The 18,682-nt window shown below is 52.3% G+C and carries 16 protein-coding genes and 1 pseudogene; 12 read left to right on the top strand and 5 right to left on the bottom strand.

The genetic code is table 11. The features are described from left to right. Positions 1–16 precede the first annotated feature (16 nt). Positions 17–535, bottom strand: coding sequence for a zinc uptake transcriptional repressor Zur (gene zur / locus IMQ48_RS01605; protein WP_196207633.1), 519 nt, complete (start codon positions 533–535; stop codon positions 17–19). Between the two features lie 117 nt (positions 536–652). On the opposite strand from zur, the gene IMQ48_RS01600 reads away from it, so the two are divergent. The 3 genes from IMQ48_RS01600 to pspG all read left to right on the top strand — a co-directional run bounded on the left by IMQ48_RS01600 (position 653) and on the right by pspG (position 2,607). After that, a complete protein-coding gene (locus tag IMQ48_RS01600) occupies positions 653–1,141 on the top strand; it encodes a cupin domain-containing protein (RefSeq protein ID WP_196207632.1) in 489 nt (162 codons plus the stop codon). 91 nt (positions 1,142–1,232) lie between these two features. Further along, the gene (gene dusA / locus IMQ48_RS01595; protein ID WP_196207631.1) at positions 1,233–2,231 is read left to right on the top strand and encodes a tRNA dihydrouridine(20/20a) synthase DusA; all 999 of its coding nucleotides are present in this window, start codon (positions 1,233–1,235) and stop codon (positions 2,229–2,231) included. 133 nt (positions 2,232–2,364) lie between these two features. Then, a complete protein-coding gene (gene pspG / locus IMQ48_RS01590; RefSeq protein ID WP_196207630.1) occupies positions 2,365–2,607 on the top strand; it encodes an envelope stress response protein PspG in 243 nt (80 codons plus the stop codon). A gap of 301 nt (positions 2,608–2,908) precedes the next feature. On the opposite strand, the gene IMQ48_RS01585 is transcribed toward pspG, so the two are convergent. Then, complete coding sequence (locus IMQ48_RS01585; RefSeq protein ID WP_196207629.1) at positions 2,909–3,892, bottom strand: quinone oxidoreductase; 984 nt, start codon at positions 3,890–3,892, stop codon at positions 2,909–2,911. A gap of 61 nt (positions 3,893–3,953) precedes the next feature. Here IMQ48_RS01585 and dnaB point away from each other — a divergent pair, with 61 nt between their 5' ends. The 5 genes from dnaB (at position 3,954) to IMQ48_RS01560 (ending at position 9,264) form a co-directional block, all read left to right on the top strand. Further along, complete coding sequence (dnaB, locus tag IMQ48_RS01580) at positions 3,954–5,369, top strand: replicative DNA helicase (RefSeq protein ID WP_096758712.1); 1,416 nt, start codon at positions 3,954–3,956, stop codon at positions 5,367–5,369. Between the two features lie 31 nt (positions 5,370–5,400). Then, entirely contained in the window at positions 5,401–6,480 is a 1,080-nt protein-coding gene (gene alr / locus IMQ48_RS01575) for an alanine racemase (protein ID WP_196207628.1), read from the top strand. Between the two features lie 131 nt (positions 6,481–6,611). Beyond that, positions 6,612–7,805, top strand: a complete 1,194-nt coding sequence (tyrB, locus tag IMQ48_RS01570) for an aromatic amino acid transaminase (protein ID WP_196207627.1) — start codon at positions 6,612–6,614, stop codon at positions 7,803–7,805. A 261-nt stretch (positions 7,806–8,066) separates the two neighbouring features. After that, a complete protein-coding gene (aphA, locus tag IMQ48_RS01565) occupies positions 8,067–8,780 on the top strand; it encodes an acid phosphatase AphA (RefSeq protein ID WP_196207626.1) in 714 nt (237 codons plus the stop codon). 127 nt (positions 8,781–8,907) lie between these two features. Beyond that, complete coding sequence (locus tag IMQ48_RS01560; RefSeq protein WP_196207625.1) at positions 8,908–9,264, top strand: MmcQ/YjbR family DNA-binding protein; 357 nt, start codon at positions 8,908–8,910, stop codon at positions 9,262–9,264. Between the two features lie 97 nt (positions 9,265–9,361). Here the strand turns inward: IMQ48_RS01560 and uvrA are convergent, their stop codons facing one another. Further along, complete coding sequence (uvrA, locus tag IMQ48_RS01555; protein ID WP_196207624.1) at positions 9,362–12,184, bottom strand: excinuclease ABC subunit UvrA; 2,823 nt, start codon at positions 12,182–12,184, stop codon at positions 9,362–9,364. Positions 12,185–12,435: 251 nt separating this feature from the next. Here uvrA and ssb1 point away from each other — a divergent pair, with 251 nt between their 5' ends. Next, positions 12,436–12,969, top strand: coding sequence for a single-stranded DNA-binding protein SSB1 (gene ssb1, locus IMQ48_RS01550; protein WP_045438572.1), 534 nt, complete (start codon positions 12,436–12,438; stop codon positions 12,967–12,969). A gap of 66 nt (positions 12,970–13,035) precedes the next feature. Here ssb1 and IMQ48_RS01545 read toward each other — a convergent pair whose 3' ends face one another. After that, positions 13,036–13,317, bottom strand: coding sequence for a YjcB family protein (locus IMQ48_RS01545; RefSeq protein WP_196207623.1), 282 nt, complete (start codon positions 13,315–13,317; stop codon positions 13,036–13,038). Positions 13,318–14,129: 812 nt separating this feature from the next. On the opposite strand from IMQ48_RS01545, the pseudogene IMQ48_RS01540 reads away from it, so the two are divergent. Further along, positions 14,130–15,718: pseudogene (locus tag IMQ48_RS01540) on the top strand (EAL domain-containing protein). Between the two features lie 2 nt (positions 15,719–15,720). Here the strand turns inward: IMQ48_RS01540 and soxS are convergent. Continuing rightward, the gene (gene soxS, locus IMQ48_RS01535; RefSeq protein WP_096758702.1) at positions 15,721–16,044 is read right to left on the bottom strand and encodes a superoxide response transcriptional regulator SoxS; all 324 of its coding nucleotides are present in this window, start codon (positions 16,042–16,044) and stop codon (positions 15,721–15,723) included. A gap of 86 nt (positions 16,045–16,130) precedes the next feature. On the opposite strand from soxS, the gene soxR reads away from it, so the two are divergent. Further along, complete coding sequence (gene soxR / locus IMQ48_RS01530) at positions 16,131–16,589, top strand: redox-sensitive transcriptional activator SoxR (RefSeq protein WP_196207622.1); 459 nt, start codon at positions 16,131–16,133, stop codon at positions 16,587–16,589. Between the two features lie 599 nt (positions 16,590–17,188). Then, the gene (ghxP, locus tag IMQ48_RS01525; protein WP_196207621.1) at positions 17,189–18,538 is read left to right on the top strand and encodes a guanine/hypoxanthine transporter GhxP; all 1,350 of its coding nucleotides are present in this window, start codon (positions 17,189–17,191) and stop codon (positions 18,536–18,538) included. Positions 18,539–18,682 lie beyond the last annotated feature (144 nt).

Raw genomic sequence — 18,682 nt, 5'->3', positions numbered from 1 at the left:
ATGTACGTTCTCTCGCTTAACGCCCGACCTTCTTTTTTACCTGAATCGTATGATCATGCTGGCAGTCGCCAGGGTGACGGCAGGCTTCAACTTCCACACAGACCTGACACAGCCCATGCGCTTCAATTACGTTATGACGCAGAGCAAAGCCCATTTTGGCCGCTAGCGCATGCATGATGTCTTCCACACCTTCCGCACACTCTTCTTTCACCACGCCGCAGCGGTCGCAAATGAACATCGCTGAACTGTGGGTGGGCTGATCGAACAGATGGCAGAGCACGTAGCTGTTGGTAGATTCCACCTTGTGGACAAAACCTTGTTCGAGCAGAAAATCGAGCGCACGATAAACAGTTGGCGGCTTGGCCTGTGGCTCGGTTTCTCGCAACAGATCCAGCAGGTCATAGGCGCTGATCGCCCCTTCCTGGAGGCTCATCAGGCGCAGCACTTCGAGGCGTTGCGGCGTGAGTCGCACGTTACGTTGCGCACAGAGTTTTTCAGCGTGAGCCAGCAACTCCTGCGTAGGGGTTCTTTCCATTTTAGCGCCTCGATTTGCGTGGAAGGTTAATCCCTTACTTTATCATGTTCTGTATAAAACGCCGAGATCCCCCGACGTGTGCTATACCTGACGCATCGCAATACTGGAAAATATAAAATGAAAAGACCGGACTGTATTCGCCACTGGCGTGAGGTGGAGGGGGCTGACGACTCCACCTATCCAGGCAGCGATGAGCTGTTTTCTATCGGTGCGCCGCTTGCTCGCAAGCTGGGCTTGGGTCGCCTCGGCATTCACCATGAACGCCTGCCTCCAGGGCGTCGCACGTCATATCCTCACGCTGAAAGCGACGAAGAAGAGTTTATCTACGTGCTGGAAGGGTATCCGGAGGCCTGGATTAACGGTTACTTATGGAAACTTGAGCCGGGCGACAGCGTTGGCTTTCCGGCGGGAACCGGTGTGTGTCACACCTTTATCAACAACACCAGTGAAGAGGTGCGACTGCTGGTGGTTGGCGAGGCGAATAAAAAATTCAACCGTATCTATTACCCACTCAACCCGGTGTATGCGGCCACGCGAGAAGATCGCTGGGTAGATCATCCACCGCAGTTTTTTGGTTCCCACGATGGAAAGCCCGGGGCGAAATAGCGTGAGGAGATCCGCGACGATGTGGCTCACTATCGTCGCGGTCTATGCTATAGTGGCGCCCCATTTTTAACCGGATGCTTAATTATTCGCCATGCTGCCTGAATCTCAGTCCACCGCTTTTCCTGCTCATCGTTTTTCTATCGCGCCGATGCTCGACTGGACGGACAGACACTGCCGCTACTTTTTACGCTTACTGTCCAGCCAGACGCTGCTCTATACGGAGATGGTGACCACCGGGGCAATCATTCATGGTAAAGGCGACTATCTGGCGTATAGCGACGAAGAGCATCCAATAGCCTTACAGCTTGGCGGTAGCGACCCGGCTGCACTGGCTCAGTGCGCGAAGCTGGCGGAAGCGCGGGGTTATGACGAGATAAACCTCAACGTGGGCTGCCCCTCTGACCGCGTACAGAACGGGATGTTTGGTGCCTGCCTGATGGGCAATGCACAGCTGGTTGCTGATTGCATTAAGGCGATGCGTGATGTGGTGTCGATTCCGGTCACGGTCAAAACTCGTATTGGCATTGATGACCAGGACAGCTACGAATTTCTGTGTGATTTCATCAACACGGTCTCCAGCAAAGGGGAATGTGAGATGTTTATCATCCATGCGCGCAAGGCCTGGCTCTCCGGGCTGAGTCCGAAAGAAAACCGTGAGATCCCGCCGTTGGATTATGAACGTGTATATCAGCTGAAGCGCGATTTCCCGCAGCTGACCATGTCGATCAATGGCGGCATTAAATCGCTGGAAGAAGCGAAAGCGCACCTTGATCATATGGACGGCGTGATGGTGGGGCGTGAAGCCTATCAAAACCCAGGTATTCTGGCGTCCGTGGATCGCGAAATTTTTGGTTCAACGGGCGCCGACGTGGATCCTGTTGCCGTGGTGCGTGCCATGTACCCGTATATTGAACGGGAACTGAGCCAGGGAACGTATCTGGGACATATTACCCGTCATATGCTGGGGTTATTCCAGGGCATTCCGGGCGCGCGTCAGTGGCGTCGTTACCTGAGCGAAAATGCGCACAAAGCTGGCGCGGATATCAACGTGCTGGAACATGCGTTAAAGCTGGTGGCAGATAAACGTTAATTATTCACCAAAAGTTAGTCAATTTCACCACGCCTTGCGCACTGTCGCGGGGCGTTTTCTTTATAAATCAATGTATTAATTTTGGCATGATTTTTGTAATGGATTAAGCAGAAATTCATTATGGGAGAGCATCATGCTGGAACTACTTTTTGTGATTGGCTTTTTTGTCATGCTGATGGTCACCGGCGTGTCACTGTTGGGGATTCTGGCCGCGCTGATGGTGGCGACTGCCGTGATGTTCCTCGGCGGCATGTTTGCGTTGATGATTAAACTCTTGCCATGGTTGCTACTGGCTGTCGCTGTAGTGTGGGTTATCAAGGCCATAAAAGCGCCAAAAGTCCCACAGTATCAGCGCAATAGCCGCCGGTTTTACTAAGGTATTGAGTGGTTCGTCACAACCTGCAACATTGCCCTTAGAACCAAATAGGAATTGATTATCAAATCTGTCACTATTGCGCGGTTAACAAATTCATCGAGCTGTACCCTACATACAGCCGAACTAAAAAAAGAAAGGGCTTCCTGCGGGAAGCCCTAATTCTTTCTTTCCCCGTCATAATTCAAACCGCAGGTGTGTTGGCTGCTTTCATTCACCCCAGTCACTTACTCCAGTAAGCTCCTGGGGATTCATTCAATTGCCGCCTTCCTGCGGTTTGAATTATTTAGGGGAAGTCGGAGCATTATGGGATCAGCAAACTCGAGCCCTGCGTGGCCCGGCTTTCCAGTACTTCATGCGCTCGCTGGGCATCTTTTAACGCAAACGTCTGACCTTGCGCGATATCGACTTTAATCACGCCGCTGGCAATCAGTGAAAACAGCTCATTACTGGCTTCGGTCAATTCATGGCGGTTGGTGATGTAACCTTGCAGAGAAGGGCGGGTGGCATACAGAGAACCTTTTTGGTTCAAAATACCTAAGTTAACGCCGGTCACCGGTCCGGAAGAATTACCAAAACTTACCATCAATCCCCGGCGTTGCAGGCAGTCCAGTGAGGCTTCCCAGGTGTCTTTACCCACCGAGTCATAAACAACCCGGACTTTTTTACCGCCCGTAATTTCTTTAACCCGTTCGACAATGCTCTCTTCGCGATAGTTAATCATCTGCCATGCGCCGGCCTGCAATGCAATTTGCGCCTTTTGCGCATTGCCGACGGTGCCAATTAACTTCGCCCCCAACGCTTTTGCCCACTGGCAGGCAATCAGACCGACGCCGCCTGCGGCGGCATGGAATAGAAACGGCTCATCAGGCTGGATTTCATAGGTTTTACGCAACAGATAGAAAACGGTTAACCCTTTCAGGTAGGACGCGGCCGCCTGCTCAAACGAGATGGCATCCGGTAAAATGGCGGCTTTATCGGCGGGGACATTATGTACGGAACTGTAGGCGCCGAGCATAGATTGGGCGTAGACCACGCGATCGCCAACGCTGATGTGGGTTACTTTGCTACCGACTTTGCTAACCACGCCGGCCGCTTCGGTGCCGAGTCCGCTGGGCAGAGAAGGGGGCGGGTACAGTCCGCTGCGGATGTAGGTATCGATATAGTTGATGCCAATCGCTTTGTTTTCGACCTGGATTTCATGCTCGGCCGGATCAACGGGCGTAAAGTCCACAGCCTTCAGTACGTCAGGGCCGCCGTGCTTGTGAAATTCAATACGTGTTGCCATGCTTCCTCCAGAAATGTGGTAATCTTTCGACCCAATCATTATCTCGGTAACTCCATTCACTATGGCAGGAAATAAACCCTTCAACAAACAACAGACTGATGCTCGTGACCGCGATCTGCAGGTCGCCGGGCTGAAAGTACCGCCGCACTCGATTGAAGCGGAACAGTCGGTGTTGGGCGGTTTAATGCTGGATAACGAACGCTGGGACGATGTTGCCGAGCGTGTCGTTGCGGAAGATTTTTACACCCGTCCACATCGGCATATCTTCACCGAAATGCACCGTCTGCAGGAGATGGGCAAACCCATCGATCTGATAACCCTGGCCGAGTCGCTGGAAGTGCAGGGACAACTCGACAGCGTCGGCGGTTTTGCTTACCTGGCTGAGTTATCTAAAAATACGCCAAGTGCGGCGAACATAAGCGCCTATGCGGATATCGTCCGCGAACGTGCCGTAGTCCGCGACATGATTTCAGTAGCCCATGAAATCGCTGAGGCCGGTTTTGATCCGCAAGGGCGTTCCAGTGAAGACCTGCTGGATCTCGCGGAATCCCGCGTCTTTAAAATTGCCGAAAGTCGCGCCAATAAAGACGAAGGCCCAAAAAATATTACCGAGGTGCTCGACGCCACCGTCGCGCGCATCGAACAGCTTTTCCAGCAGCCTCATGACGGCGTCACCGGGGTGAATACCGGCTATGATGACCTCAACAAAAAGACCGCTGGTCTACAGCCGTCAGACCTGATTATCGTCGCTGCGCGTCCGTCGATGGGGAAAACGACGTTTGCGATGAACCTCGTCGAAAATGCGGCGATGTTGCAGGATAAGCCAGTGCTTATCTTTAGTCTTGAAATGCCCTCAGAACAGATCATGATGCGTTGTCTGGCATCGCTGTCGCGTGTAGACCAGACTAAAATCCGTACCGGTCAACTGGATGACGAAGACTGGGCGCGAATTTCCGGCACCATGGGGATCTTACTGGAGAAACGAAACATCTACATTGATGACTCCTCCGGTCTGACGCCAACGGAAGTGCGTTCGCGCGCACGCCGTATCGCCCGTGAACACGGCGGTATCGGACTGATTATGATCGACTACCTGCAGCTGATGCGGGTGCCGTCGCTCTCCGACAACCGTACGCTGGAAATTGCTGAAATTTCGCGCTCGCTGAAATCATTAGCAAAAGAACTTCATGTGCCGGTGGTGGCGCTGTCGCAGCTTAACCGCTCTCTGGAACAACGCGCCGACAAGCGTCCGGTCAACTCGGATCTCCGTGAATCGGGGTCTATCGAGCAGGATGCCGACTTAATCATGTTTATTTATCGTGACGAGGTTTATCACGAAAACAGCGACTTAAAAGGCATCGCGGAAATTATTATTGGTAAGCAACGTAACGGCCCAATCGGTACGGTGCGCCTGACGTTTAACGGCCAGTGGTCACGCTTCGATAATTATGCCGGACCACAGTATGACGATGAGTAACGCTCCGTCGTCCATTTATTAAGGAACACAAATGCAAGCGGCAACTGTTGTCATTAACCGCCGCGCTCTGCGACACAACCTGCAACGTCTGCGTGAACTGGCACCTGCCAGTAAACTGGTTGCGGTCGTGAAAGCGAACGCTTACGGCCATGGTCTGTTAGAGACCGCGCGAACGCTCCCTGATGCGGACGCTTTTGGTGTCGCTCGTCTTGAAGAAGCCCTGCGGCTGCGCGCGGGTGGGATCACGCAACCCATCCTGTTGTTGGAGGGGTTTTTTGATGCCTCCGATCTGCCGAACATCTCTGCACAGCGACTGCATACTGCCGTGCACAATGAGGAGCAGCTTGCGGCGCTGGAAGCGGCGGAACTTGCTGAACCTGTCACTGTCTGGATGAAGCTCGATACCGGAATGCACCGTCTGGGCGTGCGTCCGGAGCAGGCTGAGGCGTTTTATCAGCGCTTGACCCAATGTAAAAACGTGCGTCAGCCGGTCAACATTGTCAGCCACTTTGCACGTGCAGACGAACCCGAATGTGGCGCGACGGAAAAGCAGCTCGATATCTTCAATCGTTTTTGTGAAGGTAAGCCGGGGCAGCGTTCTATTGCCGCGTCTGGTGGCATTTTGCTGTGGCCACAGTCTCACTTTGACTGGGCGCGTCCGGGGCTGATTTTGTATGGCGTATCGCCGCTGGAGAACCATTCCATGGGGACTGATTTTGGCTGCCAGCCGGTGATGTCACTCACCTCCAGTCTGATCGCCGTGCGCGAACACAAAGCGGGCGAACCTGTTGGCTATGGCGGAACATGGGAAAGCGAGCGCGACACGCGTCTGGGCGTGGTGGCGATGGGCTATGGCGACGGGTATCCGCGGGCGGCGCCGTCCGGCACGCCGGTATTGGTCAATGGTCGGGAAGTACCGATTGTTGGTCGTGTGGCAATGGACATGATCTGTGTTGATTTGGGGCCTGAATCACAGGAGAAAGCCGGTGAGCCGGTGATTCTGTGGGGCGATGGTCTTCCCGTTGAACGCATTGCTGAAATAACGAAAGTAAGTGCTTACGAACTTATCACGCGCCTGACATCAAGGGTAGCGATGAAGTACGTGGACTGAATCTGGTTGTCAGCCGGATTAGGCGGTTCTGCCGCCATCCGGCAATAATCCTCTCAACATCCTCTCGATCTTCTCTCGCTTCCGGTTTATTGTGTTCTTATCCCCTGCCTGTAAACCTGGAGAACCACCACGTGTTTCAAAAAGTTGACGCCTACGCTGGCGACCCGATTTTATCGCTCATGGAGCGCTTCAAGGAAGATTCACGTCGTGACAAAGTGAATCTCAGCATCGGTCTGTATTACAACGAAGACGGGATAATCCCTCAGCTTAATGCCGTGACCGAAGCGGAAGCCCGGATCAATGCTAAGCCGCAGGGTGCTTCGCTATATTTGCCGATGGAAGGTCTGAACAGCTATCGCCACACCATTGCGCCACTGCTGTTTGGCGCAGAACACCCGGTTCTCCAGCAACAGCGCGTGGCGACGATTCAGACGCTGGGGGGATCAGGTGCGCTAAAAGTAGGCGCTGATTTCCTGAAGCGTTATTTCCCTGATTCCGGCGTCTGGGTCAGCGATCCGACATGGGAAAACCACATCGCGATTTTTGAAGGGGCTGGATTCGAAGTAAGTACTTACCCCTGGTATGACAGCGCGACCAACGGCGTACGCGTCAACGACTTGCTGGCAACGTTAAAGACTTTACCCGCACGCAGCATTGTACTGTTGCATCCATGCTGCCATAACCCGACGGGTGCGGACTTGACGCCTGCGCAGTGGGATGCGGTTATTGAGATTCTGCAGGCTCGCGATCTGATCCCATTCCTTGATATTGCCTATCAGGGTTTTGGGGCGGGAATGGAAGACGACGCCTATGCGATCCGCGCCATTGCCAGCGCCGGATTACCCGCCCTGGTCAGCAACTCATTCTCTAAAATTTTCTCTTTATACGGTGAGCGTGTTGGCGGTCTCTCCGTGGTGTGTGAAGACGCCGAGACTGCAGGCCGTGTTCTGGGGCAGTTAAAAGCCACCGTGCGTCGGAACTACTCCAGCCCGCCTAACTTTGGGGCGCAGGTAGTTGCCGCCGTACTGGGCGATGACGCGCTTAAAGCCAACTGGCTGGCGGAAGTGGAAGCGATGCGCACCCGCATCCTGGCGATGCGTCAGGAGCTGGTCAATGTTCTCCATGCCGAGATACCGGGCCGCAACTTCGACTACCTGCTGCAACAGCGTGGCATGTTCAGCTATACCGGATTGAGTGTCGCCCAGGTCGATCGTCTGCGCGATGAGTTCGGGGTTTACCTGATCGCCAGCGGCCGCATGTGCGTTGCTGGGTTGAATCACGGTAACGTCCAGCGTGTGGCAAAAGCGTTTGCCGCTGTCATGTAACCGGATTTGTCATTTCTCGCACAGTGTTGCCGGATGGCGGCGTAAACGCCTTATCCGGCCTACAAAGCATTGGATTTTTCGTTTGTAGGCCTGATAAGCGTCGCGCCATCAGGCACGCTTTTTCTGTGTGATCATCCTCTTTTTCTGTAACAAAACGAGAGAAACCCCTTCCTTTCACCTTCCCCAGGGGGTAAGGTCAGGTAGTTTTTTGACCAGTTGTTAATAAAAAAATGATAACTAACTGACTACTTAGGGAAAAATATGCGCAAGATCACATTGGCACTCAGTGCCGTTTGCTTGTTATTCACGTTTAATCATTCCGCTCTGGCTTTAGTTTCTTCCCCTCCTCAGCTTAATCCAGGCACCAACGTTGCAAAACTCGCTGAGCAGTCTCCAGTTCACTGGGTCTCTGTTGCCCAGATTGAAAATAGCCTGACCGGACGTCCGCCGATGGCCGTCGGATTCGATATTGATGACACCGTTCTTTTTTCCAGCCCGGGTTTTTGGCGTGGTAAAAAAACTTACTCCCCGGATAATGAGGATTACCTGAAGAATCCAGCGTTCTGGGAGAAAATGAACAACGGCTGGGATGAATTTAGTATTCCAAAAGAAGTGGCGCGTCAGTTGATTGATATGCATGTTCGTCGCGGCGACAGCATCTTTTTTGTCACGGGGCGTAGCCCGACAAAAACTGAAACGGTGTCCAAAACGCTGTCCGATAACTTTCATATTCCACCAGCCAACATGAATCCGGTTATCTTCGCCGGTGATAAAGCCGGACAGAACACCAAAACGCAGTGGTTGCAGGATAAAAACATCCGCATGTTCTACGGCGATTCCGACAATGACATCACTGCTGCACGCGACGTTGGGATCCGCGGTATTCGCATTTTACGCGCCTCCAACTCGACCTATAAGCCGCTGCCGCAGGCCGGGGCGTATGGTGAAGAGGTGATTGTAAACTCAGAATACTGAGGGTACAGGTTCTTTATTGGTGGTTTTTTAAACAAATTTGCGTTACTGACTTTTACCTTTGGCAGACTTGCTGCACACTGAGTAAAAGATGTTCTCATTAGGCGAGTTGCTGGTAAGGGGAATAAAGATGACGAACTCGGAGTTGCTGCAATACTGCATGGCGAAAACAGGTGCCGAACAGAGCGTGCACAGCGATTGGAAGGCTACGCAAATTAAAGTCGAAGATGTGCTTTTTGCGATGGTAAAAGAGGTGGAAGAGCGCCCTGCGGTGTCGCTGAAAACCAGCCCTGAATTGGCCGAGTTATTGCGCCAGCAGCATAGCGATGTGCGGCCAAGCAGGCATCTTAATAAAGCGCACTGGAGTACGGTGTATCTGGATGGCTCGCTGCCGGATTCACAAATTTACTATCTGGTGGACGCCTCTTATCAACAAGCTATCAATACGCTTCCGGAAGATAAACGCAGGTCGCTGGCGCAGTTTTGAGCCTTTTTGCCGGATACAGCGCAAGCGCCTTATCGGGCCTACAAGCCAATACGTCTATCCTGTAGGCCCGATAGCTTGCGCCATCGGGCATGAGTAACTACAGCAGTGGTTTGAGGAAGCGGGCGGTGTGTGAGGTTTCACACTCAGCGACCGTTTCCGGCGTACCGGCAACCAGGATTTCTCCTCCGCCACTACCGCCTTCCGGGCCGAGATCGACAATCCAGTCAGCCGTTTTAATTACATCCAGATTATGCTCAATGACCACGATAGTGTTGCCCTGATCCCTGAGCTGGTGCAGCACGTCCAGCAACTGCTGAATATCCGCAAAGTGCAGACCGGTGGTCGGCTCATCGAGAATGTACAGCGTTTGTCCGGTACCGCGTTTTGACAGCTCACGCGCCAGCTTCACGCGCTGGGCCTCACCGCCGGACAGGGTCGTTGCGGACTGCCCCAGACGAATGTAGGTCAGACCTACGTCCATCAGAGTTTGCAGCTTACGCGCCAGCGCCGGAACGGCATCAAAGAACTCGCGAGCCTCTTCAATGGTCATATCCAGAACTTCGTGGATAGTCTTGCCCTTGTACTTAATCTCCAGCGTTTCGCGGTTATAGCGCTTGCCTTTGCACTGGTCGCACGGTACGTAGATATCCGGCAGGAAGTGCATCTCGACTTTGATCACGCCGTCGCCCTGGCAGGCTTCGCAACGTCCACCGCGCACGTTAAAGCTGAAGCGCCCCGGCGTGTAGCCGCGCGCACGTGATTCCGGCACGCCAGCAAACAGTTCGCGGACGGGGGTAAATACGCCGGTATAGGTTGCCGGGTTGGAACGTGGCGTACGACCAATGGGGCTCTGGTCGATGTCGATAACCTTATCGAAATGCTCCAGCCCCTGAATGTCGCGATAAGGTGCCGGCTCGGCCAGCGTGGCGCCGTTGAGTTGGGTCTGGGCAATCGGGAACAGCGTGTCGTTAATCAGCGTCGATTTACCGGAACCCGATACGCCGGTAATACAGGTAAACAGGCCAACCGGCAGCGTCAGGGTGACATCTTTCAGGTTGTTGCCGCGCGCGCCGGTGAGCTTCAGCACTTTTTCCGGGTTAGCGGGCACGCGTTGTTTAGGCACTTCAATTTTGCGCTTGCCGCTCATGTACTGGCCAGTGAGTGACTCAGGTACCGCCATGATGTCGTCGAGTGTGCCTTCCGCCACCACCTGTCCACCGTGGACGCCAGCACCCGGGCCGATGTCGATCACGTGGTCAGCGGCGCGAATCGCATCTTCATCGTGCTCAACCACAATCACGGTATTACCCAGATTACGCAGATGGATAAGCGTACCCAGCAAGCGCTCGTTATCGCGCTGGTGCAGCCCGATAGACGGTTCATCCAGTACGTACATTACGCCAACCAGGCCAGCACCAATCTGGCTTGCCAGACGGATACGCTGGGCCTCACCGCCGGAGAGCGTTTCGGCAGAGCGTGACAGCGTCAGGTAGTTCAGACCGACGTTAACCAGGAACTTCAGACGATCGCCAATCTCTTTAAGAATTTTCTCCGCAATCTTCGCCCGTTGACCGGCAAGCTTGAGATTGTTGAAGAAATCCATTGCATGACCGATGCTCATATCTGAAATGGCGGGCAGTGGCGTGTTCTCAACGAACACGTGGCGCGCTTCACGACGCAGGCGAGTGCCTTCACAGCTGGCGCACGGTCGGTTGCTGATGAACTTCGATAGCTCTTCGCGTACCGCACTGGATTCCGTCTCTTTATAACGACGTTCCATATTGTGCAGCACGCCTTCAAACGGGTGTCGACGTACGGAAGTATCGCCGCGGTCGTTCATATATTTGAATTCGATATTTTCTTTGCCGGAACCGTACAGCACCACTTTATGCACCGTTGGGTTCAGGCTGGCCCATGGGGCCTCTATGTCAAACTGGTAATGCTCCGCCAGTGACTTAAGCATCTGGAAGTAATAGAAGTTACGGCGATCCCAGCCACGGATAGCGCCGCCAGCCAGCGACAGCTCCGGATTTTGGATCACGCGGTCAGGATCGAAATACTGCTGTACGCCGAGACCGTCGCAGGTTGGACACGCGCCCGCCGGGTTGTTGAACGAGAACAGGCGGGGTTCCAGCTCGCGCATGCTGTAGCCGCAAATCGGGCAGGCGAAGTTGGCGGAGAAAAGCAGCTCTTCTGCTTTCGGGTTGTCCATATCGGAGACGACCGCTGTACCGCCGGAGAGATCCAGCGCGGTTTCAAAGGACTCCGCCAGACGCTGCGACAGATCGTCACGGACCTTAAATCGGTCAATCACCACTTCAATGGTGTGTTTCTTTTGCAGCTCCAGCTTTGGTGGATCGGACAGGTCGCACACTTCACCGTCAATACGGGCGCGGATGTAACCCTGACTTGCCAGGTTCTCCAGCGTTTTGGTGTGTTCGCCTTTGCGCTCTTTGATGATCGGTGCCAGCAGCATCAGGCGCTTGCCTTCCGGCTGCGACAGCACATTGTCCACCATCTGGCTGACGGTCTGTGCGGCCAGTGGTACGTCGTGATCCGGACAGCGCGGCTCACCTACGCGGGCAAATAGCAGGCGCAGGTAATCGTGGATTTCAGTAATGGTACCTACCGTGGATCGCGGGTTATGGGATGTCGATTTTTGTTCAATTGAGATGGCAGGAGAGAGCCCCTCAATGTGATCGACATCCGGTTTTTCCATCAGCGACAGGAACTGACGCGCATACGCGGAAAGCGATTCAACGTAACGACGCTGTCCTTCGGCATACAAGGTGTCGAAAGCCAACGAGGATTTGCCTGAGCCCGAAAGCCCGGTCACGACAATCAGCTTGTCGCGCGGGATGACGAGGTTGATGTTTTTGAGATTATGGGTGCGGGCGCCCCGAACTTCGATCTTATCCATTCATCTTTCCCGGATTAAACGCTTTTTTGCCTGGCTGCATGGTGCTACCGGCGATCACAAACGGTTAATTATGACACAACCTGACCTGAATGGATATACAGTATTGGAATGCAAAACGCAGGTGTCTGTGCAACAATGTCTGGCTGGAGTTGTTTACTGGAATCCATCTCGCAACGTAGTAAAAGCGCTATTGGAAATGCTACAATCCCGCGCTTACACTTATTAAGAAACGTTTTTCAGGAGACACGATCATGGCCAGCAGAGGCGTAAACAAGGTGATTCTCGTCGGTAATCTGGGCCAGGACCCGGAAGTACGCTATATGCCGAATGGTGGCGCAGTTGCCAACATTACGCTGGCTACTTCCGAATCCTGGCGTGATAAAGCGACCGGTGAGATGAAAGAGCAGACTGAATGGCACCGTGTTGTGCTGTTTGGCAAACTGGCAGAAGTGGCCAGCGAATATCTGCGTAAAGGTTCTCAGGTCTACATTGAAGGTCAGCTGCGTACCCGCAAATGGACCGATCAGTCTGGTGTTGAGAAGTACACCACTGAAGTTGTTGTGAACGTCGGTGGCACCATGCAAATGCTGGGTGGTCGTCAAGGCGGCGGTGCACCGGCAGGGGGTAATGCAGGTGGCGGTCAGCAGGGTGGTTGGGGTCAGCCTCAGCAGCCGCAGGGTGGCAACCAGTTCAGCGGTGGTGCGCAGTCTCGTCCGCAGCAGTCTGCTCCGGCAGCGCCGTCTAATGAACCGCCGATGGACTTTGACGACGATATTCCGTTCTAATCCTTCTGCGTTCCTCAGTAAATTAGGATTACCCCAGTATCGGGGTAATCCCGTTCCGTCTTCTTATCAGTTCAACACCATCGGCCAGTCTGGCGGTGTATGGCTCATTACTTCTACCATTACAGATTGGATATTATTCCAGATAGTGGATACGTCCATCAGGGTGATGCCGAGCAATCCCGTTGCAAACCAGCAGGCAAAAACCAACCCTAAACCGCTACTGATGACGGCCAGGCCAATATAATCTGATTTACGAAAACGGATATTGAGCGTGCTGGCTAAAAACATCAGCACCGCGCTCAGCAGTTGCCACCGCAGAAGAACTACGCCAGTTGTTATTGTTGCCATGAAAAACGTCCTCAGAAAGTCTTGATACTCAGGACAGCACGGGGGTGTTCACAACAGGTGTGGCACTCTGGCTATCGGAGGGTATACTCATCAATGAAACACTGTTTCTGTTACATTGTTTTTGTGAACTATATCACATCTGCTCGTTTGTTCACCAGTTCAGGGCGCTATTTTTGTTGATTTATTTCCTTTATTATTGTGTGGTTATAAGGGCGTAAACAGATAATGAATTATCCGTAATTGAAGGTGTATTTACACTGCTTGTTATCTTTATCCTAAATTAATCTTTAAAAAAATTAATGAATCTTTTATGCGGAGCCAGTATAGCGCGTATAAAACATTACGACTTTTGGAGTGTGCTATTTTAAAATAAGCTTAACTTTAAGTTTGCCTTACGGAAAAAGAATATCGTCATCCACTATTATCAGACTTTTACATAGAGACGGCGGTTGCTAATGTTGATAGATTCATGCAACTTAACTAGCCGGCGTTTATACCCGTCATACTTCAAGTTGCATGTGCGTTGGCTGCGCTTGTTCTCCTCAGTCACTTACTTTAGTAAGCTCCTGGGGATTAATGAGGGACATTCATGTCCCTCACCGGAGGCCAGCCTTGAGCTGGTCAAATTCGTTCCTGACGAATTTGTCACTCCCTTGCCGCGTGATTTGGCCTAAAGGCCTCACCCCTCCGGGGCCAGTGCAAGCGCTGTTCAAAACGCGGTGCGTTTTGTCCTGCAACCTGAATTATTTAGGGTAAATAGCATCCTGCCTTGATAGGTACTGGCATATACGATACAGGGAAATAGGGTTGATATGACTCACAGTGCGCGACGTAAGACGCTGAGACTCCTCGGAACGTTAACGGTGGTATTACTCCCCGTAGTATTAGCGTTATGGTTTGCTCACGTCAGGGCGATGTCCGAAACTCGCAATCAACTCCGCACTTTTGCTCAATTGGCTCTCAATAAAACGGAACTGGTGATCCAGCAAGCCGATCTCGCGCGTGATATGGCGCAACTGTATCAAGGGAAGATATGTAGCCCGGCGCATCAAAAAAGTATGTTGAATATTATTCGTGGGCGTTTATATATTAGCGATCTCATTTATGCGCAGGCTGATCATTTTTTGTGCTCCACGTCGATGGTGCCGTCAGTCTCATATATTATGCCTACCGCTGACTATAAGCGGACTCCGGACATCTCCATCTATTACTATCGCGATACGCCGTTTTTTTCTGGCTACAGAATGACGTATATGCAAAGAGGAAACTATGTTGTCGTCATCAACCCTTTATCCTATAGCGAGGTCATGTCTGATGACCCGGATCTCGCCTGGGGTGTCTATGATACGGTAACGGATAGCTTTTTCTCTGCCAGTGAAGGCGCAAACGTTGCGCAATTATTACCGCTGGTATACGCGGTGAAGCCTCTACGTTCCAGCAGGGCGATCGCTTTTATACCATCGTTCGTTCAGAAAAGCGGCCAATTGCAATTATTGTGTCGACCACGGGCGATCGCGTACTTCAGAATTTCTATCATCAAGCCACGTTGACGCTCCCTTTCGGCGTGATTTGTAGCATCCTGATGCTGCTCTTGTGGTGGCGTACACGGCAACAATACTATTCTCCTCGCCGTTTGCTAAAACGCGCGATCAAAAAACGCCAGCTTTGCCTGCATTACCAGCCGATCATTGATATCAAAAATGGAAAATGCGTCGGGGCTGAAGCGCTACTGCGATGGCCCGGTTGCAAAGGCGAGGTTATGAGCCCGACAGAATTTATTCCGCTGGCTGAGAAGGAAGGGATGATTGAACAGGTAACGGATTACGTGGTTGAAGAAGTATTCAACGATCTGGGCTATTTTCTGTCGGCGCACCCTCAGCTTTACGTCTCAATAAACCTCTCCGCTTCTGACTTTCATTCATCCCGGCTGATTGCGATGATTGCTGAAAAATCACGAGACTACTCCGTACGTTCACAGCAAATTAAAGTGGAAGTGACCGAGCGCGGGTTTATTGATCTGCAGAAGATGACCCCAGTCATTCAGGCATTTCGTCAGGCGGGTTATGAAGTCGCATTTGATGATTTTGGTACCGGATATTCCAATCTGCACAATCTGTCTTCGTTAAATGTCGATATTCTGAAGATCGATAAATCATTTATCAGCACGTTGGCTACCAACAGCACCAGCCACATGATTGCCGAACATATCATCGAAATGGCGCAAAGTTTACACCTGAAGACAATTGCAGAAGGGGTAGAAACGGCTGAGCAAATCAGCTGGCTGCTCGAGCGTGGTGTACAGTACTGCCAGGGGTGGTACTTTGCGAAAGCATTACCGCCGCAGGAGTTCATGCACTGGGTTCAGCGGTCGCCCGCCATACTGACGCAGAGCGGGCAATAATCTTACAGACGATGGCGATAGTCGCTGGGTGTGCGATCAAACTCGCGGCGGAACACGCGTGAGAATGTCTGTTGCGATACATAGCCGAGATCCATCGCAATATCAAAAATAGGCCGTTCGGTATTGCGTAGTTCAACGGCGGCCAGTAGCAGTCGACGCTGACGGATATAGTCACCTAACGTTTGGCGCATCACCGTACGGAACATTCGCTGCAAATACCACTTTGAATAACCTGATTTTTTCGCGACCGCTTCGATATTCAGCGGTTGGTCGATATGTTCATCAATCCATTCAATAAGTGTCTGAATAATTTGCTGATGGGACATATGGCAGCCTCTTTCTCAGTATTCGATTCGTCGTTTTGTCTGTGGGCGAGTATAATTCCTCAAGTTAACTTGAGGTAAAGCGATTTATGGAAAAGAAATTACCCCGCATTAAAGCGCTGCTCACCCCTGGGGAAGTCGCAAAGCGTAGCGGCGTGGCGGTATCGACCCTGCATTTCTATGAAAGCAAAGGGTTAATCAGCAGCATGCGCAATAGCGGCAATCAGCGTCGATACAAACGTGATGTGTTACGTTATGTTGCCATCATCAAAATTGCTCAGCGCATTGGCATCCCGCTGGCGACGATCAGTGACGCGTTGGGCGTATTGCCTGAGGGCCACTCGCTCAGTACGAAGGAGTGGAGGCAGCTTTCTTCGCAATGGCGTGAAGAGCTGGACCGACGTATTCACACCCTGGTGGCGCTACGTGATGAACTGGACGGTTGTATCGGCTGCGGCTGTTTGTCACGCAGTGATTGCCCGTTGCGTAACCCAGGCGATCAGCTTGGCGAGCAGGGGACTGGGGCACGATTGCTGGAAGATGATTGATAAGTTTGAAACAGGTGACGGGTATAAAACTAAAGCGCCACAACTGGGCGCTTTAGTTTGGTTCCGGTCTTTGTCTTTCACTCTATCCCGCTGGTTCACGGGAGGGTTTCCCCCGACATCAACACCCCTCAGTCGAGCACGTAGTGGAGGTTCCGGTCTGTGTTGATAAGGTAATTGTAAGTCACCCCAGGACAATTGCCAGTCAATTGGTGTTTTTTTAGCCGAAATTTTTCCTGCATCTTCACCCGTTTTTTTGTGCAACTTTGCCGTGAAACACATCGTGGATGTTGCAATAACCCAGCGAAACTTGTTGTCAGATTGCGCATTAACGATAACGTTTGCGCATCGGTTGGCTATTTCTTGTGCGCTATAAGAAGAAATGCATAAAAAGCGGCAAAGTTCTGTTGAAAACCGCAGTATGATCGCAGGATAATCGTTTGCTTTTTTTTACTACCCGTTTTTTATGCGCGAAGCTAAACGTTTGCTTTTTTGCGACACCCCTTTTGACGCAAACCTGGCACATGGAGAAAACGTTTAGCAGGCAGTGGATTGTCCATCACGCATATTGACGAAAAATAAACTCTCAGGGGATGTTTTCTATGTCTACGCCTTCAGCGCGTACCGGCGGTTCACTCGACGCCTGGTTTAAAATTTCGCACCGTGGCAGTACCGTCCGTCAGGAAGTCGTTGCCGGATTAACGACGTTCCTGGCAATGGTTTACTCCGTTATTGTGGTTCCGGGGATGCTGGGTAAAGCCGGATTCCCGCCGGCGGCAGTTTTCGTAGCGACCTGCCTGGTAGCCGGTGTCGGTTCTATTGTGATGGGCTTGTGGGCCAACCTGCCGCTGGCGATTGGTTGCGCTATCTCGCTGACGGCGTTTACCGCATTTAGCCTGGTGTTGGGGCAGCATATTAGCGTGCCTGTTGCGCTGGGTGCGGTGTTCCTGATGGGCGTCCTGTTTACCATTATTTCCGCAACCGGTATCCGTAGCTGGATCCTGCGCAACCTGCCGCAGGGTGTTGCGCACGGCACGGGGATTGGTATCGGTCTTTTCCTGCTGCTGATTGCGGCAAATGGTGTTGGTCTGGTGATCAAGAACCCGCTGGATGGCCTGCCTGTTGCCCTGGGTGATTTCGATACCTTTCCGGTGATCATGTCGCTGATTGGCCTGGCGGTCATTATCGGCCTCGAAAAACTGAAAGTACCGGGCGGCATCTTGCTGACCATCATCGGTATTTCTGTTGTTGGCCTGATTTTCGACCCTGCCGTGCATTTTTCCGGTATTTTTGCCATGCCTTCTCTGAGTGATGCGGAAGGAAACTCCCTGATCGGCAGTCTGGACATTATGGGTGCGCTCAACCCACTTGTTCTGCCGAGTGTGCTGGCGCTGGTGATGACCGCCGTCTTCGATGCAACCGGCACCATTCGTGCGGTGGCTGGACAGGCTAATCTGCTGGATAAAGACGGACAGATTATTGATGGCGGTAAAGCGTTAACCACCGACTCCCTGAGCAGCGTGTTCTCTGGTCTGGTCGGCGCAGCACCTGCAGCGGTTTATATTGAATCTGCAGCGGGTACGGCAGCGGGCGGTAAAACCGGTCTGACGGCGATAACCGTCGGTGTGCTGTTCCTGCTGATCCTGTTCCTCTCCCCGCTCTCCTATCTGGTTCCTGCGTACGCAACTGCACCAGCGCTGATGTATGTCGGTCTGCTGATGCTGAGCAACGTAGCGAAAATCGACTTCGCAGACTTTGTGGATGCGATGGCGGGTCTGGTAACTGCTGTGTTCATCGTGCTGACCTGTAACATCGTTACCGGCATTATGATTGGCTTTGCTACGCTGGTGATTGGCCGCATTGTTTCCGGCGAATGGCGCAAACTGAACATCGGTACCGTGGTTATTTCCATCGCGCTGGTGGCCTTCTATGCCGGCGGTTGGGCCATCTGATTCTTACATCATGATGTTCCTGAAAACGGGTGGCTTTTGCCGCCCGTTTTTATTTTCGGAACACATCTCGTTGTCTTTTGCGTTACTCTGAAGAAGATAGAATTGAGGCACGACGCTTCTCATCACATATCATAAGAAACACCG

Source organism: Citrobacter sp. Res13-Sevr-PEB04-36 (assembly GCF_015672735.1).
Classification (GTDB): domain Bacteria; phylum Pseudomonadota; class Gammaproteobacteria; order Enterobacterales; family Enterobacteriaceae; genus Citrobacter.
This window is presented reverse-complemented; position numbering and strand designations above follow the sequence as displayed.